This is a genomic window from Lysinibacillus sp. FW301-JW8, assembly GCF_058788755.1.
Window position 1 is genome coordinate 1 of the sequence record NZ_JBYTBB010000001.1, and the last position, 24,828, is coordinate 24,828.

General features: G+C 36.4%; 22 protein-coding genes. 3 read left to right on the plus strand and 19 right to left on the minus strand.

From position 1 onward, the window contains the following. Positions 1–170 precede the first annotated feature (170 nt). The 14 genes from AC3WOM_RS00005 to AC3WOM_RS00070 form a co-directional block, all read right to left on the minus strand. Positions 171–746, minus strand: coding sequence for an RloB family protein (locus tag AC3WOM_RS00005; RefSeq protein WP_492444156.1), 576 nt, complete (start codon positions 744–746; stop codon positions 171–173). Next, complete coding sequence (locus tag AC3WOM_RS00010; protein WP_492444157.1) at positions 743–2,020, minus strand: AAA family ATPase; 1,278 nt, start codon at positions 2,018–2,020, stop codon at positions 743–745. The genes AC3WOM_RS00005 and AC3WOM_RS00010 overlap by 4 nt, the downstream gene beginning before the upstream one ends. Before the next feature lie 637 nt (positions 2,021–2,657). Then, entirely contained in the window at positions 2,658–3,830 is a 1,173-nt protein-coding gene (locus AC3WOM_RS00015) for an MFS transporter (RefSeq protein WP_427538470.1), read from the minus strand. A gap of 154 nt (positions 3,831–3,984) precedes the next feature. After that, positions 3,985–4,296, minus strand: a complete 312-nt coding sequence (locus tag AC3WOM_RS00020) for an ArsR/SmtB family transcription factor (RefSeq protein WP_387079579.1) — start codon at positions 4,294–4,296, stop codon at positions 3,985–3,987. A gap of 262 nt (positions 4,297–4,558) precedes the next feature. Next, on the minus strand, positions 4,559–5,485 hold the full coding sequence (locus AC3WOM_RS00025; RefSeq protein WP_492444158.1) for an NAD-dependent epimerase/dehydratase family protein: 927 nt from the start codon (positions 5,483–5,485) through the stop codon (positions 4,559–4,561). A 191-nt stretch (positions 5,486–5,676) separates the two neighbouring features. After that, complete coding sequence (locus tag AC3WOM_RS00030) at positions 5,677–6,204, minus strand: YceI family protein (RefSeq protein WP_427538476.1); 528 nt, start codon at positions 6,202–6,204, stop codon at positions 5,677–5,679. Between the two features lie 1,117 nt (positions 6,205–7,321). Further along, positions 7,322–8,092 carry a class B sortase gene (gene srtB, locus AC3WOM_RS00035; protein WP_492444159.1) on the minus strand — a complete coding sequence of 257 codons (771 nt, stop codon included), beginning with the start codon at positions 8,090–8,092 and terminating at the stop codon, positions 7,322–7,324. An 11-nt stretch (positions 8,093–8,103) separates the two neighbouring features. Beyond that, the gene (locus tag AC3WOM_RS00040; protein ID WP_492444161.1) at positions 8,104–8,874 is read right to left on the minus strand and encodes an ABC transporter ATP-binding protein; all 771 of its coding nucleotides are present in this window, start codon (positions 8,872–8,874) and stop codon (positions 8,104–8,106) included. A 6-nt stretch (positions 8,875–8,880) separates the two neighbouring features. After that, on the minus strand, positions 8,881–9,846 hold the full coding sequence (locus AC3WOM_RS00045) for a FecCD family ABC transporter permease (protein ID WP_492444163.1): 966 nt from the start codon (positions 9,844–9,846) through the stop codon (positions 8,881–8,883). 114 nt (positions 9,847–9,960) lie between these two features. After that, entirely contained in the window at positions 9,961–10,884 is a 924-nt protein-coding gene (gene isdE, locus AC3WOM_RS00050) for a heme ABC transporter substrate-binding protein IsdE (RefSeq protein WP_492444165.1), read from the minus strand. A gap of 15 nt (positions 10,885–10,899) precedes the next feature. Then, positions 10,900–12,165 (minus strand): NEAT domain-containing protein, encoded by a 1,266-nt coding sequence (locus AC3WOM_RS00055; protein ID WP_492444167.1) that lies wholly within the window; start codon positions 12,163–12,165, stop codon positions 10,900–10,902. Between the two features lie 81 nt (positions 12,166–12,246). Next, positions 12,247–13,719: an NEAT domain-containing protein gene (locus tag AC3WOM_RS00060; RefSeq protein WP_492444169.1), complete on the minus strand. Its 1,473-nt coding sequence runs from the start codon at positions 13,717–13,719 to the stop codon at positions 12,247–12,249. Beyond that, positions 13,719–14,318, minus strand: coding sequence for a heme uptake protein IsdC (gene isdC, locus AC3WOM_RS00065; protein ID WP_492444171.1), 600 nt, complete (start codon positions 14,316–14,318; stop codon positions 13,719–13,721). Before isdC ends, AC3WOM_RS00060 begins: the two co-directional genes overlap by 1 nt. Positions 14,319–14,586: 268 nt before the next feature. After that, positions 14,587–15,156: a manganese efflux pump gene (locus AC3WOM_RS00070; protein ID WP_492444172.1), complete on the minus strand. Its 570-nt coding sequence runs from the start codon at positions 15,154–15,156 to the stop codon at positions 14,587–14,589. Positions 15,157–15,504: 348 nt separating this feature from the next. On the opposite strand from AC3WOM_RS00070, the gene AC3WOM_RS00075 reads away from it, so the two are divergent. After that, positions 15,505–16,368: a glycine betaine ABC transporter substrate-binding protein gene (locus AC3WOM_RS00075; RefSeq protein WP_492444173.1), complete on the plus strand. Its 864-nt coding sequence runs from the start codon at positions 15,505–15,507 to the stop codon at positions 16,366–16,368. A 156-nt stretch (positions 16,369–16,524) separates the two neighbouring features. Here the strand turns inward: AC3WOM_RS00075 and AC3WOM_RS00080 are convergent, their stop codons facing one another. From AC3WOM_RS00080 to AC3WOM_RS00100, 5 genes are all read right to left on the minus strand, one after another. Beyond that, on the minus strand, positions 16,525–17,373 hold the full coding sequence (locus AC3WOM_RS00080; RefSeq protein ID WP_492444174.1) for a CPBP family intramembrane glutamic endopeptidase: 849 nt from the start codon (positions 17,371–17,373) through the stop codon (positions 16,525–16,527). 223 nt (positions 17,374–17,596) lie between these two features. After that, positions 17,597–18,379, minus strand: a complete 783-nt coding sequence (locus tag AC3WOM_RS00085) for an aminoglycoside adenylyltransferase domain-containing protein (protein WP_492444176.1) — start codon at positions 18,377–18,379, stop codon at positions 17,597–17,599. A gap of 15 nt (positions 18,380–18,394) precedes the next feature. Further along, entirely contained in the window at positions 18,395–18,979 is a 585-nt protein-coding gene (locus tag AC3WOM_RS00090) for a TetR/AcrR family transcriptional regulator (protein ID WP_492444177.1), read from the minus strand. A 163-nt stretch (positions 18,980–19,142) separates the two neighbouring features. After that, positions 19,143–19,760: a thermonuclease family protein gene (locus AC3WOM_RS00095; RefSeq protein WP_492444178.1), complete on the minus strand. Its 618-nt coding sequence runs from the start codon at positions 19,758–19,760 to the stop codon at positions 19,143–19,145. A 158-nt stretch (positions 19,761–19,918) separates the two neighbouring features. Further along, entirely contained in the window at positions 19,919–21,658 is a 1,740-nt protein-coding gene (locus AC3WOM_RS00100) for an ABC transporter ATP-binding protein (protein WP_492444179.1), read from the minus strand. A 222-nt stretch (positions 21,659–21,880) separates the two neighbouring features. Here AC3WOM_RS00100 and AC3WOM_RS00105 point away from each other — a divergent pair, with 222 nt between their 5' ends. Both AC3WOM_RS00105 and AC3WOM_RS00110 read left to right on the plus strand, forming a co-directional pair. Further along, positions 21,881–23,311: an ABC transporter permease gene (locus AC3WOM_RS00105; RefSeq protein WP_492444181.1), complete on the plus strand. Its 1,431-nt coding sequence runs from the start codon at positions 21,881–21,883 to the stop codon at positions 23,309–23,311. A gap of 13 nt (positions 23,312–23,324) precedes the next feature. Next, positions 23,325–24,821, plus strand: a complete 1,497-nt coding sequence (locus tag AC3WOM_RS00110) for an ABC transporter permease (RefSeq protein ID WP_492444183.1) — start codon at positions 23,325–23,327, stop codon at positions 24,819–24,821. Positions 24,822–24,828 lie beyond the last annotated feature (7 nt).

The following is a 24,828-nucleotide window of genomic DNA, read 5'->3' on the forward strand; positions in this document are numbered from 1 at the left end:
AGCGTCAGCGCAGGAAGCGGCTCGTCGCTCGCCCACTGGAAAGCGAGTAGCCTGGAACGGAAATCACCTTCATTTGAATTAGTAGTATTCACAAAGAGTCCCTTGACCATTTAGTTTTTCAACACTATGAGCAGATTTTCTATAGTAACTAGAAAATCTGCTATTTCACTTTAAAATATGTATTTTATCATTTCATGTATATTGCAATAAGGATTGTCACGACTCTGTGTTTCCCGAAATGCCATCATTTCTGTGCAATTTTTTATCGCAACCTCATGACGCAATGCGATAGGTGCAATAACTGACTCGTTCGCCTTATGACGAAAATAGCGTGAGACGCCTAGATGCTGTTCCATTTTGTCATTTAATACAGCACGAGGATACTTTTCTGAAATATCGACCTCCTCAAAATGTAAGAGTAGCCATAGTTCAAATGCTTCATTTGTGTAAGCAATGTAAATGTTTTTCTCCTCACAAAAATCATTGACTTCCTCTAATTGCCTTTCCGTTAAATCATCCTTATCAAAGACAATCCAGACCTCATCAAAATATTGATAGCTTGAATCTCGATAGGCATGCTGGGCTAGCTTAATCGCTGAACGTTTAACATTTTTTATTTTGACACTTACCATCTTAGAGCGCTTTAAAATACGCATTTGCTCAAAATAAATGCGCTCTGTTTCACCTTCACAATAAATTAAAATGGTTTTACGCAGTGTTCGATTTCCTTGTTGACGTACTCTCACTGCTCAGATACCTCCACTTCACTTAAATATTGATCTGATAAATATTCATTAATAATTGGTGTTGCACCAAACTCTCCTTTTAAGTAACGCTTTGCATAGGAAATATCTCCACGTTTCTTCTGCAAATCTGCAAAATCAAATAGGGAGTATAATTCTGATTCATTTTTAAAGCTTTTATTAACAAACCAAATTTGATCGGAACGGAGTGGCTGGTCTAGTAAATCAATTTCATGGCTAGTGACAACGAATTGATTGCAGACATTTCGCTTGCTGTTCATGATAGCCATTAAAAATTCGCAAATGGATACATGAAAGGCCGTATCAAATTCGTCTATAAAAATGGTCTTTCCTTTATTGTATGCATCGACCATAACACAGGCTAAATGCAGCATTCGCACAGTTCCCTTTGAATCCATCGTCCAATTAATCGTCTCTGTTCCAATTGGTGCACCTGCTTCATCGAACGATAAATAGTGCAAATCAATATCAACCTCTTGGATAACTTCGGGTGAGTCAAATTCATAGCCAATAGTATTTTTTTCTCTACGTTCAACCCGTCTAGCTGTTACATCCTGAATAGAAAAATCAGCAATTTTTAGTAGCTTGATTACCTCACTCTTAAATGGCTCCTCTTCAAGTTTACGAATAAGAGGGTGACTTGATAACCGATTGGCCTCATCTAAGAACAGAATTTTATGTAAAAACCATTCAAATATTTTCGTAGCATCAGAATCATTAAATACATTTAAAACAGATAAAAAAGCGGTATTATTCCTTGTATATTTTGTCAATTCAAGAGCTGTATGTTGAGCCGTTTCATATAAATATTCTGCCCCATCCCACTGTCTGCTAAAGAGCTGCTCCTTCGTGGACTTTGTTTCCTTAGTAAGGCTCTCATAAAGTACCTGTGATGCATTATACTGTACCTCATAATCATATAGAATCCCATCTAATAATAATGAAATCATAAACTCAGTTGGTTGCTCTTGCTGCCCCCCTAGCTTAAACGGTTGGTAGGGCAAGCGTAGTTGTTTAACATTATTAAGGTTTTCAAAATTAAATAATAGCGTACGCAACACTTTAATAGCTGTAAACAAATTTGATTTTCCACTGCCATTTGGTCCAAAAATAAAGGCGCTTTTTACAAGTCGAAAGGCATCCAGCTGAATAGTATGTGAGTCCTTTAATTTTCGAATACGGCTTCCCGCCACCATTGAAAATAGTGTTTCATCTTTATAACTTAAACAATTTTTCACTCTAAAATCTACAAGCATGTGTAAGCCCCCGTTCAATTCCACAACATTCCTTTAAAAGATTATTATACTATAGACGTGAAAAAAGACATATTACTCAGATTAATACTAATTAAATGCAGAATCAATTTCGCCTTGGCGTAATTGCGTTCGGATTTTAAATTGTGCTCGCACAATTTATTCCTTTGAAAATCCGTGACATCCGCCGGAGGCTTTGGGCCAACATGATGTTGGTCACTCAGTCGTTGCCACAGGACGTGGCGTTCTTAGACTGAGTTCCGTTATTTCAGTTGGTTTGGACACCCACTGAAAAGGAACCACATCCGCATTCATTTCGCCACCTTCAGAGATGGGGGTCTTCTGTAACTGACATTTCATTTACGCTACAAAAAATATTTGTTGAGTGAAGATTAATCTATAAAACGCTATAAGTTTAAAGTTTCTCGTTTTTCGTGGAACAAACAATACATTAACCATTTTTATTATTGGAAGACGATGATTTCCGCTACAGGCTACTCGCTGTCCTACGAGCGAACGTCGAGCCGCTTCCTCCGCCTTATTGTTGCTGTCGCTTCGCTTTCGCACAGATAAATCATTGTTGCTGTCGCTTCGCTTTCGCACAAAACACATTCGCTCCGTACTGGGGCTCCCAATTATTTTAATTTGATGGCGATAGAATACTAGAGTTGAAAAGTTTTATTTTTATTAATATCAATACAAAAGAAAGTAGTGAAAAAATAATGCCGCTCCAAATAAGTTGATGAATTCCTAATTGAGAAATAAACCAACCGCCAAAAGATGTTCCTAAAGTTATTCCAAGATTTGAAAATGAAACAAATAGGCTATTACCAAATTCAGGGGCTTCTTTAGCTTCACTTATTAACCATGCCTGACTAATGATTAAACCGCCAGAATGTACGATTCCCCAAATGAATACCATAAAAATCATTGGAACGAAATAAGAACCTAAATAATAAACGAATAAGTAAACGAATAAATATAGTACCGGAAAAGATATTACAGTTTTCAACATGTTTCTTTGTAAAAGAAATCCAAATAAAGAATTACCTAAAATCATAATTACACCAAATATTAGCAACATAATACTAATCAAGGAGCCATTCATGTGAGTGACTTTTGCAAGGTATTCGGCAAAATAACTGTATACCGAAAACATAGCTGCAAAAATAAATACAACAGCTCCTATATTTAACCATAATTCTGTTTTTCGTAATATACCGACTTGCTTGCCAAAAGACATTTTTTCTTTAACAGGCATAGAGGGTAGCAAAATTAATATTCCTATAAAGGCTACAGCATTTACAATCGCTCCAAACAAGAAAGCAATTTCTAATGAAAACTGTTCTGTAAGATAAGAAGTTAATGGTACACCTAAAGCAAAGCCAACCGTAATTCCCATGAAAACTTTAGTAACTGCTCGACTGCTTTTTTCTGGAGGAACAAGATTAGCTGCAGTTACAAGAGCTATTGAAAAGAATAGAGGGTGAAGTGCCGCAGGTATAATACGAAAAATAAGCATAATTTCAAAATGTGTTGTATAAGCATAAAAAATATTAGAAATAACAAATATAAATATTGTTGTTAATAAAAGTAGCTTACGATTAATCCCAGACACAAGTAATATTAAAAATGGCCCAGATATAGCAACAACTAGAGCAAATATACTTACTAACAAACCTGCTTGTGCGGTTGAAACCTCAAATTTTTGAGCTATTTGTGGTAATACTCCGACAATACTCATTTCTGTTGTAATAATTCCAAATACACCTATTGCTAGTATAAAAATAAGTAAAGAATTTATTTTTCGCATTTATAAAAATCTCCAATCTTAAATTGATTTAATAAAAATTAGTTGAATATTGTTACAAAAATTGATAGATGTGAAACCATAATTTATATATACATTTATATATATCTATATATATAGATATATAGAGCAAAAAAAAAGAAATCCTCCTTTCTATTTATAATTCTTTTTGAACGTACTCTCGAAATTCTTGTATGGTTTTCTCATTCCTACGATAATAAGTCCACTTTCCAATACGTTCGGATTGTAATAATCCAGCTTGTTGCATAGTTAATAAATAATTAGAGATAACCGATTGAGCCAGTCCTGCCTTTAATTGAATATCTCTTACACATACTCCAACTTGAAAACTAATCCCTTGTTGCAAATAAAGTTTTTCATCAAAAAATTCCTCTGGATTCTTTAACCATAATAATATTTGACGTCTTGTATCGTTTGATAATGCTTTATAGATTTGTGAAGGTTCCATAAAATTCATTATATCTATTTTTATAGATTTGTAAACGGAGCTTTAAAAATTAATATTATTCGTCTATTCAGAAATTTTATAGTCTTATACATTTGAATTATTACTGTGTTAGTATTACTTAACGCTCTCTATTCTGTAACCATTAGTCAAACAGATGAAAAAAGCGCTTCAAGAAATTTCAAATAAAGTTTCAGTTATGTAAATAAAAACTCAACGCCAAGGTTCCTAGCTTGGCGTTGAATGAATAAAAATAACTCTTCTATTAAATTCCCACTATTTTTTCATTTTGTAATGCCTGCAATGTACGCTCTATGCCTTCTGCAAAGGAAATCTTAGGCTTCCATCCAATTGCATTTGTAAGCTTTTCATTATTTAAAAATGAATGCTCGATATCACCTTCTCTTGCAGGAGCATATTGTATTTCTAATGGATGGTTTAAATGCTGTAGTAATAAAATTACTTGATGAATTGACCATGCCTCATTCGTTGAAACATTATAAATTCCTTGTAATTTCGCTTGAACACCAGCATAAATCGCATCTGCAATATCATCCACATAAATGAAATCACGTGTCTGTTCTCCATCTCCATAAATCGTAAAGGGCTTTCCTTCCATACTGCTTTTTAGCATGCTAGGAATAACAGCCGCTTCTCCCTGCATATATTGCCTTGGACCAAATACATTCGCAAATCTGTAAATTAATGTTGGCAATCCATAATCCTTTTGCCATTTTTCACAGTATGTTTCCCCAATGCTTTTATTTAGACCATACATAGAAATGGGTTCACTAATATCCGTTTCTTCTAACGGTGGATAATGACTATCTCCATACACAGCTGCTGACGAAGCAAAAACAAAATGCTTTACCTTATATTTTGACGATAAGAAAAGCATCTGACTAAGCCCAATAATGTTCGTCAATATATCCTTCACTGGCTCTTGCATTGATTTTTGAACACTAGTTTGGGCTGCACAATGCACAACAACGTCAAAGGCAATTTCCTTAAAGAAATGCTCACAGACCTCATCTTCGACATTCAAAAGATAGGATTTATGTTCAAATTCGACATTGCGTAAATGACCAGTGCTTAAATTATCAATGATATATATATTTGCCCCTTCATTATGAAATCGCCTCGCCACAGCACTCCCAATAAAACCGTAGCCACCTGTCACTAACACATTCATCCCATCGCCCCCAAAAACAATATGGTGTTTTATATGCAAGCATTGCCAAAAATATGCAAGTAACTTATTTACGGATTATTTTAACAGAGTGCTGTTGTTTTGTATTTATGGAATATGGGAGCTTTTTCGGGGGAAGATTGAATCAAAAAAACTGTGTCCAAGTATACTACTTCAGACACAGTTCATCACGTTTATGCTGGATTAACTTCTAATTCAACTGTCACTTTAATATCTTTACCAACTAAGACGCCACCTGTTTCCAATGCAGCATTCCAAGTAAGACCAAATTCCTCACGATTAATTGTTGTTTCAGCTTCAAAGCCATAAACTTCTTGGCCCCATGGATTTGTACCTTTCCCATTAAATTCAGTTTCAAAAGTTACTGATTTTGTTACATCTTTAATTGTTAAATCACCTGTAAGGGCATATTGGTCTGCTGATTTTTTAGTAATATTTGTTGATTTGAATGTAATTGTTGGATATGCGTCTGCATCAAAGAAATCCTCAGCTTTTAAGTGATTGTCACGATCTTCACTACGTGTGTTAATACTTGCTGCATCAATTGTGAAGCTAATGTTTGCTGTTGTTAAATCTGCAAGGTCTGCTGCTTCAATATCTGCTGTATAGCTATCAAATACACCTTTTACTTTTGATACCATCATGTGTTTTACTTGAAAGTTAATTGCTGAATGTCCTAAATCGATGTTCCATTTTGCCATTTTAAATTTCCTCCAATTGAGTTGTTATTTATCTCGATTTCGAGATATAAGATAAAATATGAAGCAACTACATTAATTATGTTACCCAAGGTAGTGTGGATTAAACATTGTAGTTACTTTTTTGTACATCCAATATCATAAAAGTTACTAAAAGTAATCAATTACTTTATGTAACCTACTATATATTAATAAACAATTTACGTCAAGTAATTATTTAGAACTTTTACAAATACATCATGAATGGTTGAATTCCTGTGATTCGAGCAGTTATTGGCTTGACCTGAGCTTTTTTCTTTGGGCTCAAAGCAGTAGTTTCTGGCTCAACCTGAGCGTCTTTCCCTGGGGACCCGAGCTGTTTTGGACCCGGTCTGAGCGTTTTTCCTGGGGACCCGAGCTGTTTTGGGCCCGGCCTGAGCGTTTTTCCTGGGGACCCGAGCTGTTTCGGACCCGCCCTGAGCGTTTTTCCTGGGACCTGAGCTGTTTCTAACTCGACCTGAGCGTTTTTCCTGGGAACCTGAGCTGTTTTGGGCCCGGCCTGAGCGTTTTTCCTGGAGACCCGAGCAGTTTTGGGCACGGCCTGAGCATTTTTCCTGGGGACCTGAGCTGTTTTGGGCCCGGCCTGAGCGTTTTTCCTGGGGACCCGAGCTGTTTTGGGCACGGCCTAACGTTTTTCCTGGGGACCTGAGCTGTTTTGGACCCGGCCTGAGCGTTTTTCCTGGGGACCCGAGCTGTTTTGGGCACGGCCTGAGCGTTTTTCCTGAAGACCCGAGCTGTTTTGGACCCGGTCTGAGCGTTTTTCCTGGGAACCTGAGCTGTTTTGAGCCCGGCCTGAGCGTTTTTCCTGGAGACCCGAGCTGTTTTGAGCCCGGCCTGAGGGTTTTTCCTGGGGACACGAGCTGTTTCGGACCCACCCTGTGCGTTTATCCTGGGACCTGAGCTGTTTTGGGCTCAACCCGAGTGTTTTTCTTTTGGGTCCGAGCAGTTGCTGGCTCAACCCGAGCGTTTTCTCTAGAGCCTAATCAAATTCTAGCCTGGCCAGAGAAATCTCCTTATTTCTAAAGTATTTTCATCAAACAAAAAGAAGCTTTCCCATTTAAATTGGGAAAACTCCTATCTATCAGCGTTTTACTAATTTACCTTGAACAACAAAACGATGATCATCACTTAAAACTGAATCTTTACAAGTAGACAAAGTTAGTATTTTATCCTTTGGACCAACATCTACATTCATTTCAATCAAAGATCGTGCTTGAATATCGTGTAAAAATGTTTGAAAAGCCTCATCGCTATCAAATTCTGTTTCAATATAATAAAAATCAATGGTTGTCTCATAGGCTGCGAAGACTTCAACATCGTATCCTTCATATAATGTGTCTAAGTAAATAATAGGATATTGATTTGCATAATCCTGCTTTAAATAATTTTTTAGACTGCCAAACATTGTGTCATTCTTCATGGCATGACCATACAAAATAGTATTTCGATTGATAGTCTGTACTTCATTGCGGTAATCCATAAAGACACTTCCCGCACGACTTTCTCTATCTTTAAAATTATGGTTTAAATAAAAATCATTGTTGTCGCTTTGAAGAATAGGGTTATTTAACTTTGTGCCATCGATAGAAATCCATCCAACGATATTTTTATTGACAGCAAGCAAGTCTTCAAATTGCGGTCGAATAGTATAGGGCGATAGAGGTTCCTCATTCTTTTTTTCTTTAGATGCTTTATCATGAGCAGCCAATGAAGATTCATAAATCGTTTGCACTTCTTCCAGAGATTTAGAAGTTTCATAATACGTATATAAATACTTTGCTAAAGAAAAGCCAGAAAATAAAAATATAGCTAAGTATACTATTGTTAATAGCTTAGAAGTCCATTTTTTCATACTGTCACCACCTAAATACCAAGGGGAACCATGTAAAATCCAAGTTGCTTATCCTCGTGAAAAATAGCCTCGACTCCATACACCTCTTTAATAACTTCCCTTGTAATCACATCTCTTGGTGCACCCTCGGCGACTATTTGTCCTGCCTTCATCAAGATAATATGATCGCTATAACGAATTGCCTGATTAATATCATGAAGTACCATAACAATTGTGAAGCCATGTTCCTCATTTAATGTCTTTACTAGCTCCAATAATTCAATTTGATAGAAAATATCCAAATAGGTTGTCGGCTCATCCAAGCATAAAATTTCAGATTGCTGCGCTAAGGCCATGGCAATCCATACTCGCTGACGCTCTCCACCCGATAAAGCCTCTAAATCGTTATTGCGTTTTTCGAGTAAATTTGTACAAGCAAGTGCCCATTCAATAGCTTTAGCGTCCTCCTCATGATTTCTTTTCAGTATTGTCTGATGCGGTAAACGTCCAAAGCTTACTAACTTTTCAATCGTTAAATCCTTTGGAATTTCATTTTGCTGATAAACAATGGCTAATTTTTTAGCAAACTCTTTTGATTTATAATGCAGTAAATCCTTGTTTTCTAATGATACATTCCCTGACTTTGGCATATTATTACGTGACATAACACTTAATAATGTTGATTTTCCGCAGCCATTAGGTCCTATAATTGTTGTGATTTTCCCCTTTTGGATAATTGTTGATACACCATCTAAATGATTTCGGGTATTATCATGCGATACGATAATATTTTGTATGTCCATGTTTCGTCACTCTTTTCGTAATAGGAATATTAAGAACGGCCCACCGATAATCGCCATAATGGTTGAAGCTGGTACTTCAATTGGGGCAACTATTGTACGTCCAATCGTGTCAGCCACTAATATCAGTAATGCTCCAGCTAAGGCTGTAAAGGGAATAAGCACCTTATGATCATGTCCCACTAAGCGACGAGCAATATGTGGTACTAACAAACCAACAAATGAAATAACGCCCGCTACAACAACAGAAACAGCCGATAATAATACTGCTACAGCAGCAATTATTAGTCGTGCTCGTGCAACAGGAAAGCCTAAGCTTTTCGCTGTTTTATCTTGTAAGACAAGAAGATTACACCAACTATACAGCGCGAAAGCTGCTATTAAACCAACAGTACCATATGTAACAATTGTCGAAACATCTTTCCATGTACGCATCGTTAGGTTTGAGCCAATGACACCCGTGACTGACGTATTTAATGAGCCACCTAGACTTATAAATGCCTCTGTTAGTCCTGTAAACATAGCATTAATCGCGATCCCAACTAATATGAGTTTCAACGGGCTTAACCCTGACTTCCATGACAACGCAAACACGAGTGCACAGGCAAATGCCCCGCCAATAAAGGCTAATACAGGTGTCATGAAAAATAATGCGGGAAAGAAGGAAATTATAAAGAGCTGTACAAATGCTGCCCCTGAAGATATACCGATTACACCTGCATCTGCTAAAGGATTGCGCATCACAGATTGTAACAGGACCCCTGAAACAGATAAAGCCGCTCCAGCAAATAGGGCAACGATAATACGCGGAAAACGTAAATCTCGGATGGCCTCCATTTGACTATTTCCATCCTCAAACAATGCCCCTATAAATTCGAAAAAGCCCATCTTAATGCTACCTGTTGTCGCTGCATAAACTGTTGAGACAAGTAATAATACAATTACAATTGAAAAACTTACAATTTTTTTTGTCATATTGGACTTCCTTTTTCATTTCAAATTCCGTCATTTTTTAGTCAGCATTTAAGCTATAAGAAAAGCGCTCTATGACAAGACTATGCTTGTGATATGAGCGACATTTTCAGATTGCTATTCTCGATAGAAGATTTCCATCAGTTGTCCTAAAGCTTGTGGTACTTGTAAGGAGGCTGTAGTGCCAAATAACTCCTCCTCTAAATCGTAGACTTTGCCATTTTTAACCGCTTCAAAGTGCTTCCAAATATCATTTGTTTTAAATTCCTCATCAAACATTTTTACTACTTCGTCAGGCATGCCATGAGATAAGCGCAAAATGATATCAGGATTACTATTATGGAGATACTCAGTATTTGAAGCTAAGTATTCAGCGTCCTGTCCTTCCATCACATTGATACCACCAGCACGTTTCACTAAATCGCCCGCATAAGAATTTTCAGTTGCCACTAAATAACTACCAGGAATTCCAAGTAAAATGAGTACGCGAGGTCCTTCTTTATTGCCAGCTACATTTTGAACAGCTTCAATATTTTTTTGTAATCCCTTCACTAACTCTTCAGCTTGTGCTTCTCGCTCATAGCGTTCACCAAGTTTTTGAATCTCAGAAAGCATCGCATCTACACTTTGAAAGTTTAAAAAATTGACTGGAATATTTAATTGCTTGAATTTATCTTGTAAATCATACTCTAACGTAGATACTGATAACACATCTGTCGGATTTAATGATTTCACAATTTCCATGTCTGGTTCCATCGCATTACCGATAGTTGGCAGACCATCAAAACGTTTTGCTAATTTTTTCTCCGTTTCTGGTACTGCTATAGCATCCAACTCAAGCTTATCCATTATTTCTGCAATAACAACAGTACCAGCAATGATACGCTGTTCATTCTTCTCAGTAGCTTTAGCAGAAACCTGCTCTTTTTCAGTTGATTCTCCCTTATTTTCTTGTTTACTGCTATCACTACAGCCAACAACTAGTAATACTAATGACATCAATGCTGCCATTACCAGCAACCATTTCCGTTTCTTTTGCATACTGTCATCTCCTATTTATTTCTGTTCAGTCATATCTTTTTTCGAATTTTTGATACGTCGAATGAGCAATAAGCCCGATAACATACAAACTCCTATAAGCAGGATTACCTTTACTACATTTAACTGTGCAAGCTGCTGATTAACTTTTGAATCTTGCGATGGTTTTTCAGTAGTGATTTCTTTCTTTATTTCTGCTTCCTCAGCCTCTTCTTTTTCATCATCTTCTGTAGGAGCATCAAATGTACGGTCAAATGCTAACTGCTCCTCCTTTGGCATAGTTGGCTGAAGTGAAGGAAGCCTTGGCAGAGCCGGTTTGGATATGCTTTCCTCTACCACTATTACTGGAGCTTGCTTTTCAACTTCTTTCTCAATTATCTGTGGTATCACGCTATTCACTTGCTCAGAGGAATTCACTTCAAAAGGCTTATTGAAAAGCTTGGCAACTTGCTGCTGTTCAAATTTTAGATTAACGAAATATTGATGATAATAAGAGATCTCAGGAATATCAACTTTCACCCACATACGTATAGGCTGTTCAAAATCATTAACAACAAATTCAACAATTTTAACATTATCAACAATAGAGACTTGCTTTGGCTCTACCTGATTTCCATGTTGATCTACAGTAAATCCTGTTATCCATGCGGATTTTAATATTGTCATTTGAGCATAGTATATACCATCTTTTTCTATGATCTTTGCCACTGGTTTTACATATGTATTCATTATAGAAGGCTCATTTTTGCCATCTACCAGCAATACATAATTCAACGTCCGTTCTTCAGATACTGTATCTTTCGAAGTAGTTTCTTCATTATCTGTATCTGGGATAGTCTCCTCATTTAGCGGTCTTAGTGTTTGCACATTTATTTGGAGTTCCTGCAAAAAAGAGAGGGACTCCACAGAAGATGTGTGTACTACACCGTTTACCCTAATCGGTAGATGTATATCTTTGACATCAAGCTGAACTAAATTTTCGTGCCCAACAGTGGAAGTTATATCATCATCTAGCTGTTTCATTTGGATGTCTGTGACAATCCATTGCTTTTCCAGTGATAGCTCTAGTTTATACTGACCATTCTTTACATCTAGAGTAGCCACTTCGCTAAAAATATTTTCTCCCAGTCCCTCCATAGATGAAAAACTTAGTTCAACTTGATAGCTTCCATTTTCAATTATAGTTTCTTCAGCATTGACCTGAAGCCAATGAAATGGAGGGAAAAGCATCAGCAAAATAGAGCTGAATAGTAATGCTTGATATATTTTTTTGTTGCTAATCACGATGAAAATCCCTCCAAATTCTTGAAAAGCACAGTAACTTCCTTCCTCAAATAAGTGAGAAAGGAAGTTGCTGTAATAATACTATTTACTCATGTATTGTAATGCACCATTTAAAATTTTTGCCATTTGTGTGCGTTTTAAAGGACTGTTTGCATTAATCACTGTTTTACCTTCAGCATTGACAGAGCCAGTCATAATTTTACCTGTATTTAGAAGGGCAAACGCTTTTTTCGCTTCTTCGCTTGTTACAGTTGCGCCATCAGCATAATAAGATAGGCTTGGATCACCATAGTTCATTTCTTTCCCTGCAACATGCGCTACTGCACGGTAAATCATTACAGCTGCCTGCTGGCGAGTAAGTGTACCATTTGGATTAAAGTTCTCTGCTTTCACAACAATTTTAGCCTCTGCTAAAGCATTGATTGCTTGTTTACGTTCTGCATCAAGTGCTGCTGTATCTTTAAATCCAGCATCTGTTGTTGATGATAAATTTAATGCACGAGCAATCATTAACGCAAATTGAGAGCGTGTAATATTGTCGTATGGTTTGAAGTTATCTTGCCCCTTCACAATTCCCTTGCTGTATAATGCTAGAATTGCTTCTTTATTACCATCATTGCTAATATCTTTAAATGGATTCACCACTGGCTTCACTGCGCCTTCCACTGCAATGCTGAATTGTACTTGGTGGTTGGTATCATAGTTCACGCCTGACTCATTTACAACAATACGCAGTTGAGCATTCACAAGTTTCTTTAAGTCCGCCACTTCAAATGAGTACATACTTGCATTTGTTGCTTTATCTTCACTTACTAAAGTTGCTGCTTTCCCTTCGACTGTGAATCCTTTAACATATTGGCCTTGAGGGAATGTCATCGTTACGATGTTTTTACCATCTACTACTGATACGCCTACTTTAGGTGCAATATATTGCTTCATCATAGATTCTTCAGAAGTACCGTTTTTGTAAACAGTAATTGCAACATCATTGACTTTAACTTCTTCCTTAACTTCTTCTTTTACTTCTTCTTTAACCTCTTCAGTTTTTCCATTTTCTTCAGTAGACGTTGCTTCGTTATTTTCTACTGCTTTTAAATCGAATTCATACCATTTATCCATCGTACCAGCTACTACATGTACTTTTGCAGGAGTTTTAACATTTGGTACTATTGGAAATGAAATTATGCTAGTTCCATCATTTTGAGCTTCAATTTTCGCATCTACAAATTTATCATCTTGTTTTACTTGAAAACCAGGAATCACTTTACTGAAATCAGCAACTACTGCAATTTGCAGAGTGTATGTACCATTTTTATTAACAAGAACGGCTTTTTCTGAAAAATATTTATCCATATAACCAGCTTCGTCAGATCCAGTTTTAAATGTTTGGAAAGTTACTTGTGAACCATTTTGCTCTGTTGTAGTCTCAGCCTTTACTTCCGTGTTTGTCGTCACTACCTCAGCTGCTGATGCAAATGATGGTACTGTTAGAGATGCTGCTAGCAATGAAGCTAGAACCATTTTTGTTGCGCGTGATTGACGTTTTTTAGTCATTATTGACCCTCCGTTTTGGATTGTAGTTTTTTTCTATAAAGTAAAAATGCTGATCCCACTAATGCAACGATTAATAAATAGGGTGTTGTATCGCTTGTTTGTGGATTTGGCACTTGACTTTCAGTAGTTGAATTCGTTGATGCTTTTACATCATTAGCCTTTGGCGCTGCTGAGCTTCCTGTAGATGCTGCATCAAAAACTAATGCAACGCTATATTCATGATGATAATTAATATCATCAATATCAATTTTCATTGAAGTCACAACAGGTTTCGTTAAATCTTTCACTGTGAATTGCACCATTCGCGTATCTGCTGCCTTATCTTCACTGACTACGGTTGCTCCACCAGGTGGCTGAAATTTAGTAATCCATTTACTATTTTTCAAGGTAATTTGAACTGTCGCCGTACCATTTTTCACAGTTATCTTTGCTGGTTTTACAAAATAATCATTGGCAATGGAAACTGAGCTGCTTTCAGGCTTATTGACCTGATATTTTATGGAATGAGTGCCGTCAGATAGCTGGGCAGATGCTTGTGTTAACCCTAAATTGAAAATAACTACCGTTGCTAGCATGACGAACATCATTATTTTCTTCATGTGCTGAACTCCTCCTCAATGGAATATATTCGTTTAATTTCCACAAAACATTATAATTGAAAAAATTTCGGTTCACAATATTTAGATTGAAAGCATTTTCATGTAAACGAAAATTATTCTCAATTACACTTCTATTTCCAAGAATAATCGTTGATGCCAGCGTATGTCAACTGCTAAACTAAATTCGTCCTTAATATGTCAAATTTTCTACAATAAAAGGGATATCACACGAAAAATTTGTGATATCCCTTACATAAATGAACCTTCACTATCCTAAAATTTCCAAAACCCCAATCATTATGAGTAACCAGCCTGATATAGCCGCTGAGTATTTTCCAATAAAAGTTTTAGTTAGTAAATTTCCGAAATGACTACCGATTCCAACTGTAATGAATGAAAATGTTCCAATAGAAATCACTGTCCAGATGACTGAAATACCGTGTGCGCCAATAGCAATACCCCCCGCTAAGCAGTTAGCAGATAAGATAAAACCAAGTGTTATTGCTTCTCTAAATGAAATAATATGGTCCTTATCCTCATCAAATAATTCAGGTTGTTCTGCAATCCCTTGCTGAGAGAAACGATTGGACACTAATGTCCAGAATCCAATCGTACAAAGCAATAGACTTCCTAGCAAATTTGCGATATGAGGGGATATATATTCAACGATTGTTCCCCCCGCTGTTACTGCAACAAATGTGACAATCATTGACATAATAGCAATAACTGCGTTAGATAGAGCAGGTATTTTCACCCGTTTCACACCATAAGCAAGACCTATTCCTAAATTATCTAAATTAGCAGCTATTCCAATCAGAATGATGGATATCCAATGCATTCTTAGCCTCCTCAAACCCAAGTATCCATTTTCACCTATCATATGTGGGCAAAATTTTGATTTATGGGCTTCCTTAAATGCATTGATTTGAAGATGGGTCATTAGATATTCTCCCATTACATTCCCACTCAGCTCCCTGTCATTCCTAAAAATCCATGGACAATAAGTTTAGATTGTTTGTCATCTAGAGATTTATTCCATTTTAGTGATTTGACAAAAGTAACAACTCTTTGTTAATTTTAAGTTGTTACTTGCTAATTTTTAGTTTATAGTATTTTAAAATTTTTATAGAAGTAGCTATTCATGCAGTTTATCTGAAACATAAAACTTATAATAAGGAGAGATTTTATGAAGTTCGATAAATTATTAAAAATGGGATTGGCTTTGGGAATCATGTTGCTATTAACGGCGTGTGGCTCAGCTAGTGATGACTCCAACAATGAAGCGATTAATTTAGCCTATGTGGAATGGGATACTGAAGTTGCCTCTACACACGTAGTAGGACAAGTTTTAGAGAACTTGGGATACGATGTCACATTAACGCCTCTTGATAATGGCATTATGTGGGAGGCTCTTGCTAATGGTGAGGTTGATGGTATGGTATCAGCATGGCTACCACAAACGCATGCCCCTCAAGTTGAAAAGTATAAGAATAAACTAGACGATTTGGGAGAAAATCTAACTGGGGCTAAGATTGGCTTAGTTGTCCCAAGTTATATGGATGTAAATTCTATTGAAGATTTAACAAACGAGGCTAATCGAACAATTACAGGTATTGAGCCAGGAGCAAATATGATGGTGACAACAGAAAATGCTTATAAGGAGTATCATAACCTTGAGGGCTGGCATGTACTTACCTCATCAGCTGGTGCCATGACAGCAGCACTTAGTCAGGCATTAGCTAAAAACGAGGAAATTATTATTACTGGCTGGTCCCCACACTGGATCTTTAATGCTTTTGATTTAAAATATTTAGACGATCCTAAAGGTATTTACGGTGCTGAAGAATTTATTGGCACATTCGCACGCAATGGATTGAAAGAGGATAATCCAGGCGCATATAGTGTTCTTAAAAACTTCCACTGGACTGCAGAAGATATAGAAAGCGTTATGTTTGATATTATGGAAGGCACTGATCCTAAAGAAGCGGCAAAAAAATGGATTAAAAACAATGAAGAGAAGGTTTCAGAGTGGTCAAAGGATGTAAAATAACGAACAGTTGTTTTACATATTATAATATAAAACGTCAAAACAGATGTAATCTAAAAGAGTCGATTCCCGGTATAAAAAGGAATCGACTTTCTTTAATTTGATTTAAGTCATAATCGTACCCAATCATTGAAAAATGAAATTAGTGGGTCGTTTTAATTATGTACTTTTCCGTATAAAACGCTTAGCACCTAGTATAACGAGTGAGACAATGATACCCCCAATAACCATCATAATGACAGAAATTAAGGCACCGAGTTCAGGCATTGAACCGTCGTAGGTTATGATTGGTGATACACCGTATTGATGCGGTGAGATGGCAAATCTCATGATTTCTAAATATGCTAGATGAAAACCAATTGATGTCCAAAGACTCCCAGTCCATAGACGAAGTAGCTGCAAACATAATCCAAAGCATAGAATTAAAATAATATAACCGATGTTAATAGATACTCCTGGGGTTAATCCCACAAGTGCTTGAATCAAGGCAACTGCAATAGTGACTAATACAAATAGTAAGGTTTGCAATAATACTGAAAGCCAAGTGGCAAATCGATAACGTAACACATCATATAACAATCCTCGTAACCCCAATTCCTCTGGCAAAGCTTCATAAAAGAAAGCAAAAATAATATTGATTAGTAACGCACCATACCACTGATTAGGGGCATGCCAGTCTTCAATGATTAGCCATCCTTGATAACCAGCAATTATGAGTCCCAATGAAGCCAGTGCAATTGCCAAGAAAACCCCAGTAAAAAAGTGATACAGCCTTTTCCATGAATATACGGGCGTACTGGGTTTACTGCCAGTCATTCGATAGACATGCTGATATAAATACAAAACAATAGGAACGACCAGCCCACTCATCAAAAGACCCTTTATAAAATTTTGCAAATCCCTTGATGCATCAAACAAATGTGCAGAAATTTCACCAGAAAGAGAAGCTAAGAAAAGACTTGCAACTAACGTTGACCATCCTATTAATAAAAGTTTTATCCATTTCATAAATAAATTTCCTTCCCTAAGCATTTTAATGTACATTACCTTTTTTAAAACTTCTGTACCCTATTTTGAATATTGTATATATACTTTATATACAATATATACATATTTCATAAATTTTGCAAGCTCGTTTTTTTGAAAATAAAAAACATGAGATAGTGAAATCACAAATCTCATGTTTTACCACTAAGTTTGAAGTATTCATCTTAAGGGACTAATTCCGCATTTATCTAGATAAAAAAGCGCGATTACAATACTCACTCAAAGAGTTTATAAAATGGATCGTTGCATTCTTTCGTTCCCATCGATTTGTATATTTGGACTTGTCTTGGACTCTCCCTCTAATTCTAAGTGCCTCTTGAAGAATATCAGAATAGCTTAAATCGAAGTCCTTTATCACTTCTTCACACGCCAGTTCCTTTGACGTAATCTTTCCTGTTTTCAATGTATAGTACACTCGGCATAGGGTTAATACAATGAACTCAATCCAAGAATCGAATAAAAACAAATAGCTTTTGGAAACTTTACTCGCTATATAGTGGTTAAGATTGTATTCCATCTCCTGCATAACATCATCATTCAAAACTTTATTTGAGTAATAAGTAGAAAAATTTGGACCGTAAACAGCATATGAGTCATGAACAAGCTGATAAAGCGCAATTTTCATAAGCCTTCTTTTTCCCTTACACTTTGTACCTTCAAAAAACGGGTAAGCTTTATGTAAATGTAATTGATTCTGCTCATCCAAGGATAAATATTCACATTCAAACTTTTTGACCAATGGATTTTCAACTCGAATCTTCTTATGAAGATGCGATAGTTTTTTCAATTCTTTGCCCGACAATTCTTGACTAAAAACTGTAACAAAATCAATATCACTGCATTCAGGATGAAATGCACCTAAAACGGTTGAGCCATATAAATAGATACCTAGAACTTGATTTGGAAACATTTCATTCAACTTGCTACTATAGAGCATCATTACTTTCTTGATTTCGCTATGAATCATGTTTCTTTAACTCCTCTATGCTTCAAGTAGTCTAACCCCTTGTTTTACAATTCCCTCCCATAATGGATATTTTTCAGGTTCAAGCATAATCATCGTAAATCCACTTAAGAAAGATAAATAAGCCCACGTTTTATCGCGAAGCTCTTGTTCAGTTTCATTTGAACTAGAACGCTCCTTCAACAATCCAGTCATTCTCTCCACAAACTCGTAAGTGATGGAAATGGCTTCTTGCTCTAGTTCTGGAAACCTTCCAGATTGGGAAAACAGATATTGTAAAATTCGTAGGTTTGTTGGATCTTCATGATACTGTCTCACATGATGCCTCACCATCTGCTCTAATTGTTCTGCCAGTACTAAGCCTTCTGGTAAATAAAGATGTCCTTTTCTGGTTTCTTGAAATGCTTCTTTAACGGTATTCTCAAATAAATCCTCTTTGCTAGGAAAATAAAGCAAAATGGTAGCAGGATTAATACCTATTGCCTTCCCTATACTAGAAAGAGTAGTCTTAGAAAAACCCTCTCTTGGAAATTGCCTTTTTGCTTCTTTTAATATGGCATTTCGTTTCACTAGTCTCTGTTTATTGTTAATTGTTCTTGCCATTTTATCATCCCTCACAATAAAATAAATAAACGTTTATTTATTTTATTGTAAAGGAATTATTTATGGAAGTAAATACCTTTGCGTTGTATCCGAAAATCTGCATTCCTTCTAATTAAATTAAAAAAACATCTACTGATTATATACAGTAAATGTTTTTTTATGGTTAATTTAATACTTCCGGATGGAATCCATCTTTTTGGAAGTAATTATCGTGTGACCAAATATTTAATTTTTCTTGTTCGGCTTCTTGCTGAATATCTCTAAATTCATCCTCAAACGTATTATTTGGTTTATGAATAAAACGTACTGCCGCAAGCCCTTCCTTCAATAACGATTCCTGTAATAACACATCATCCACAAAAACATAGGCTAACAGTCGATCGTAATTGTCTGTTTCTGGTCCTACATCGTAAACTGCTTCTATCTTTTTGGCGTTTTCTAACAAGTTAATCGTATAGTCTCTTGCCTCTTCAGCAAAAGGCTGTGCTTCACCTTTGTTGTAATTCATTTCCGGTGTATCAACCATCAATAAGCGAATTTTTTCCTTCTTGCCATTAATTGTCGCCTGAATTGTATCACCATCATATGCTTTAATAAAGTCGACTGTAAAACGTTTATTTCCTGTTTTTTCTTCAACCCGTTCAATGGAAATGATGCCGTTTTGATCTGTCGATGTTGCATCTTTTTCTTCAGCTGGTGATCTACCAAAAATCATATATAGTGCAACAGCTAGAATAATAGTACCACTCGTTATTAATGTTTTTATATCCTGCATCTTCATGTTATAGGTCCCTCACAACTATTCATCTTCCATTACACTTTAAGGAACCTCCCTAAAGTACAACTAGTTCCACTAATCATCTCTAGGAAAACCGTAACCCTAGCAATTAAAAGTTTCACATTGCTTCTATTGTAAAATATCAAGCTACTACATTCAAGCTATGTAGCTGCAATGGCAACCCAATGATTTGGAGATACTTCAACAAGCTGACTATTTTCAATCTCATAGCTTAGTTGTGTTTCTTCATTTTCAGTTTCCGCATATTTTTGCTTTTCGATTGCTGGATCAGGAATTGGTATGGAGCGTAATAAAGCTTGTGTATAAGGATGTTGAGGATTTGCATAGAGCTCCTCACTTTCTGCAAGTTCGACAATTTTACCACCATACATGACTGCTACACGATCACTAATATGCTTCACCATAGACAAATCATGGGCAATAAATAAGTATGTTAAGCCCAGGCGCTGCTGTAAATCCTTTAACAAATCTACAATTTGCTTTTGTATAGAAACATCCAGTGCTGATAGTGGTTCATCACAAACGATAAAATTTGGCTCCACTGCTAAAGCTCTTGCTATTCCAATACGTTGACGTTGACCACCTGAAAATTCATGTGGATAACGCATTGCATGTTCTTTGTTTAAGCCTACAAGTTCAAGTAATTCCTCGACACGCTGCTGACGTTCTTCATTTGTTTTGACTAGCTTGTGAATATCTAAAGCTTCTCCAATAATATCTACGACTTTTTTTCGAGGATTTAACGAAGAATATGGGTCTTGGAAAATAATTTGCATATGACGACGCATTGCCTTCAACTGTTTCTTCGTTAATCTTGTAATGGGTATTCCTTGATATAAGACTTCTCCATATGTAGGTTGATGGAGCTGTAAAATCGTTCGTCCAGTCGTTGATTTGCCTGAGCCTGATTCGCCCACTAATCCCAATGTCTCTCCAGGGTAAATATGAAATGATAAATCATTAACTGCCTTTACTGTTTGACCACGCCCTAATTCAAATTCCTTTGAAAGATGTGTCACTTCAATTAATGGTTTATGTTGATTGCTGCCAGTTTGCATATGTGCATTCGGTTTTGGCTGCTTTTTCTCATGGAGTTTTGGCAAAGCATTCAATAGTTTTTTTGTATATGGATGTTGAGCATTCGCAAAAATCTCCTCTGTAGTTCCCTGCTCAACAATCTCTCCCTCTTTCATGACAATCAGTCGATCACACATACCGGCCACTACGCCTAAATCATGCGTTATCAAAATAATCGAGGTACCCATTTTCTTTTGCATATTGCGCATTAATTTTAAAATTTGCGCTTGAATTGTTACATCAAGTGCTGTAGTCGGTTCATCTGCTATGAGTAAAGATGGGTTACAGGCTAATGCCATAGCAATCATGACACGTTGCCTCATCCCTCCCGAAAATTCATGTGGATATTGCTTATAGCGTTCTTCAGGCTCCCGTATACCTACAAGTTTTAATAGCTCAATTGTTTGTTTATAGGCCTCAGCTTTGGACATTGATTGATGCTTGATTAAACTTTCAGCTACTTGTTCCCCAATTCGAATAGTTGGGTTTGTGGATGACATAGGATCTTGAAAAATCATACTAATATCTTGTCCGCGAATTGCTTCCATTTGCTTTTCACTCAAAGAGGTTATTTCTTGTCCTTTAAATAAAATACTGCCTGACTTCAAAAATGAAGGGGGTGTTGGTAGTAAACGCATGATTGACCGAGCTGTAACACTTTTTCCACTACCTGATTCTCCTACTATTCCAAGCGTCTCACCTTTACTTAGATGAAAGCTAACACCCTTAACTGCTTCAAATTCTGTCTCTCCTGTCAGAAAGGACACATGAAGATTATTGATTTCTAGAAACTTTTCACTCATTCCATCCACCCTTTTTAAATTTTGTGATTGACTTAAGTACAAGTATAATACATACTTTACAATACTGATAGGAATTATACAATATAGTACAAAACATGTCATCCCGCATCCAGTCAGTAGGACAATCACTTCTATAACGAGTCAGCGAGATATTGCATAAACTAATCAGTAGTGAAGGCTTAATTGCTTAAACCTTACTTAACTTACGTTTGGAGGAAATGCATGGATATATCAAACAATCATTCAGCAACTACAGAACATGTATTCTTTTTCGCGGTTTATCAAAAGCTCAAAACTCAAAAACTCTATAATGTGTTGCTCTTTCTTTTAAGTATTTTGGTCCATCCAATTACATACTATTTCTATCGAAAAAGAAAACAATCACAACAATACAAACAAGCTTTTGAACAACGGTGGCTGTACTACGAGGAAAAAGGTTTATTGGCAAAATGGCAATCTACATTTGCAGAACAAGAATTAGCAAAGGCTACATTCTTTCATGAAACAGTATCTGAAAAGCAAATACAGGAGACAGCTTCTAGATTAGCTCAAGCAAAAATCCAGCAATTTATTGAGCAGGATTTATTAAAGGAAGGCATAGAGGATCTCTCATATTTACAGTTTTTTAGTGAACAACTAAAAAATAGAAAATTCCTGTCTTTTACGTTTTTACCTGCTGCTTTATTTTATGTAGTACTCCTTTTATATGCGAATCCATTTCTACAATTCATCATTGAACGAATACTACAAAGCTTCATTGTTATTGTAGGAGTGGCTACACTAGTTTTTACAATTTTGTATTTGTCTCCATTCGATCCCGCAAGAAATTTATTAGGGGTCGAGGCAACGGCTGAACAAATTGCAAATTTTAATCGCATTCACGGCCTAGATCAACCTTATTTCTCTCAGCTGTGGAATGCTTTATCTGGTCTATTCACTTTCGATTTAGGTACTTCCTTTGCAGGGAAAGAAGACATTACTCACAGTATTGCAAATAAATTTCCTGTCACACTTGAAATTGCCGTCCTTTCATTGTTAATGGCAATTGCTATTGCCATTCCGGTTGGCATTATTTCAGCGGTTCGTCCAAATTCCTATTTGGATTATACATTTATGTTCATTGCTTTAATCGGACTATCTATTCCAAGCTTCTGGCAGGGCTTGATCTTTATTTTGACGTTCGCGCTAAAGCTACAGTGGTTACCAGCTACATATAATCCGCAAAACTGGTTATCTCTAATTATGCCAGTAATAGTTTTAGGTACATCTATTACTGCTTCTATTGCCCGTATGACTAGATCGAGCATGCTTGAGGTCATACATGAGGATTACATTATTACAGCAAAGGCCAAAGGTTTAAATGAATTTAAAGTCATTTCAAAGCATGCGATTCGTAATGCCATGATTCCTATTATTACAGTAATCGGGCTTCTCTTCGGCGGCATGTTAGGAGGGGCATCAGTTACAGAAAAGGTTTTTAATATCAGTGGTATTGGTAGCTATATCGTTGACAAACAGTTTATCCCTGATATCCCAGCGATTCTAGGTGGGGTCGTATACATCGCTATTACAATTTCGATTGTTAACCTCTTCATTGATATTTTGTATGCCTTTTTCGATCCGCGCATTCGCTCAAAAATGAAGAAGTCTTAAAGGGGGAGCATCTGTGAAAAACATCTTACATGTCAAACTACTCTTGAAGATTACACAGGAATATGTCAATGCTCATTTTACATTTGTCTTTTCCTTCCTGTTCTCTTTATTGTTTCTAGCTTATAGCTACGATTTCTCTAACCAAAGCTGGCGACCAATAGTATGTACCTTTTTTATAATTTATGCGATTACCACCGCTTATGTTGGTTTCCTAACTGTTCGAATCAAACAGAATTTAGCAAAGCTAGGTGAGATTAAAAAAAGTACTCGTCTCCTTGGATATCCATTATTTTTAACAGTAGCTACAGGTAATATTTTCTCAGCATCATTTGCTTTTATGCTTGTGTCTAAGAAAAAGACAGCTGAATATACTTTTGCTGCGTATGCACTTATTACACAGCTATTCATCATCGGTATTTCAGCACTTAACCTGTTTAAGCAGTATGTAACAGATACCTTTTTAGTTGCGATGGGGCTTTTCCTGTGCCTTGCACTCTTTTATATTGTGATGCTAATTTTATGTATCAAATTTGTTACACCAAAATCTTCTCCAAAATGGATGCTGTTGCCTGGTATATTGCTGTTATTTGCAACTCTTACTGGCAATCTTTTTGCAACATTACTAGGTTATAGCCTTATTCAAAAGGCACGAAAGACAAATCCATCATCCATAGAAAAATGGCAAAACATTTGGGAAAAGATTTTACGTAATACAATGGCCGTTTTCGGGTTATTTTTCATAGTTTTAATATTTTCATTATCTGTCACAAGCTCGTGGACATTTGACTATGATTTGGCTACGGAAAATAACTATGGTGCTTTGCTACAAACACCGTCACTGGAATACCCACTTGGCACTGATAATTATGGCAGAGATTTATTTTCTCGCATTATTTTCGGTGCACAAATATCGTTGATTGTTGGCTTTTTCTCAACCATTATTCCCGCACTTATTGGGGGGGTGCTTGGAGCGTTTTCAGGTTTTTATGGCAAAGCTACAGACAACATTATCATGCGTAGCCTTGATATTTTATATGCGATTCCTGGTATTTTATTAGCTATTGCGATTATTGCTGCTTTTGGAGCCAATACGGTTAATTTAATCATTGCTCTTAGTGTTGGAGCTATTCCTACATATGCTCGTACAATGCGAGCTAATGTTATGCAGCTTGCTAATTTCGAATTTGTGGAATCAGCTAGAGCATTAGGTGCTTCTGATGCCTCAATCATCTTTAAGCATATCGTTCCTAATTCATTAGCACCAATGATTGTTAAAGCAACTCTAACAATTGGTGGAGCTGTTATTTCAACAAGTAGTTTAAGTTTTTTAGGGCTTGGCATTGAGCCACATATCCCTGAATGGGGCAATATTTTAAAGGTTGGTAGTACGTACCTGGAAACACACTCCTATGTTGCGATTTTCCCAGGTCTTTGTATTATGCTTCTCGTTCTTTCCTTTAATTTTTTAGGGGATGGATTACGGGATGCTTTAGATCCAAAAACAAATTAAGATGGAG

What these genes read in the sequence shown, in the direction of transcription:
- isdC (WP_492444171.1), bottom strand. Translation starts at nt 14,318, where the DNA reads ATGAAGAAAATAATGATGTTCGTCATGCTAGCAACGGTAGTTATTTTC.
- AC3WOM_RS00045 (WP_492444163.1), bottom strand. Translation starts at nt 9,846, where the DNA reads ATGACAAAAAAAATTGTAAGTTTTTCAATTGTAATTGTATTATTACTT.
- srtB (WP_492444159.1), bottom strand. Translation starts at nt 8,092, where the DNA reads ATGAAAAAATGGACTTCTAAGCTATTAACAATAGTATACTTAGCTATA.
- AC3WOM_RS00105 (WP_492444181.1), top strand. Translation starts at nt 21,881, where the DNA reads ATGGATATATCAAACAATCATTCAGCAACTACAGAACATGTATTCTTT.
- AC3WOM_RS00085 (WP_492444176.1), bottom strand. Translation starts at nt 18,379, where the DNA reads ATGATTCATAGCGAAATCAAGAAAGTAATGATGCTCTATAGTAGCAAG.
- AC3WOM_RS00070 (WP_492444172.1), bottom strand. Translation starts at nt 15,156, where the DNA reads ATGCATTGGATATCCATCATTCTGATTGGAATAGCTGCTAATTTAGAT.
- AC3WOM_RS00040 (WP_492444161.1), bottom strand. Translation starts at nt 8,874, where the DNA reads ATGGACATACAAAATATTATCGTATCGCATGATAATACCCGAAATCAT.
- AC3WOM_RS00025 (WP_492444158.1), bottom strand. Translation starts at nt 5,485, where the DNA reads ATGAATGTGTTAGTGACAGGTGGCTACGGTTTTATTGGGAGTGCTGTG.
- AC3WOM_RS00075 (WP_492444173.1), top strand. Translation starts at nt 15,505, where the DNA reads ATGAAGTTCGATAAATTATTAAAAATGGGATTGGCTTTGGGAATCATG.
- AC3WOM_RS00090 (WP_492444177.1), bottom strand. Translation starts at nt 18,979, where the DNA reads ATGGCAAGAACAATTAACAATAAACAGAGACTAGTGAAACGAAATGCC.
- AC3WOM_RS00010 (WP_492444157.1), bottom strand. Translation starts at nt 2,020, where the DNA reads ATGCTTGTAGATTTTAGAGTGAAAAATTGTTTAAGTTATAAAGATGAA.
- AC3WOM_RS00095 (WP_492444178.1), bottom strand. Translation starts at nt 19,760, where the DNA reads ATGAAGATGCAGGATATAAAAACATTAATAACGAGTGGTACTATTATT.
- AC3WOM_RS00015 (WP_427538470.1), bottom strand. Translation starts at nt 3,830, where the DNA reads ATGCGAAAAATAAATTCTTTACTTATTTTTATACTAGCAATAGGTGTA.
- AC3WOM_RS00030 (WP_427538476.1), bottom strand. Translation starts at nt 6,204, where the DNA reads ATGGCAAAATGGAACATCGATTTAGGACATTCAGCAATTAACTTTCAA.
- AC3WOM_RS00060 (WP_492444169.1), bottom strand. Translation starts at nt 13,719, where the DNA reads ATGACTAAAAAACGTCAATCACGCGCAACAAAAATGGTTCTAGCTTCA.
- AC3WOM_RS00100 (WP_492444179.1), bottom strand. Translation starts at nt 21,658, where the DNA reads ATGAGTGAAAAGTTTCTAGAAATCAATAATCTTCATGTGTCCTTTCTG.
- AC3WOM_RS00080 (WP_492444174.1), bottom strand. Translation starts at nt 17,373, where the DNA reads ATGAAATGGATAAAACTTTTATTAATAGGATGGTCAACGTTAGTTGCA.
- isdE (WP_492444165.1), bottom strand. Translation starts at nt 10,884, where the DNA reads ATGCAAAAGAAACGGAAATGGTTGCTGGTAATGGCAGCATTGATGTCA.
- AC3WOM_RS00020 (WP_387079579.1), bottom strand. Translation starts at nt 4,296, where the DNA reads ATGGAACCTTCACAAATCTATAAAGCATTATCAAACGATACAAGACGT.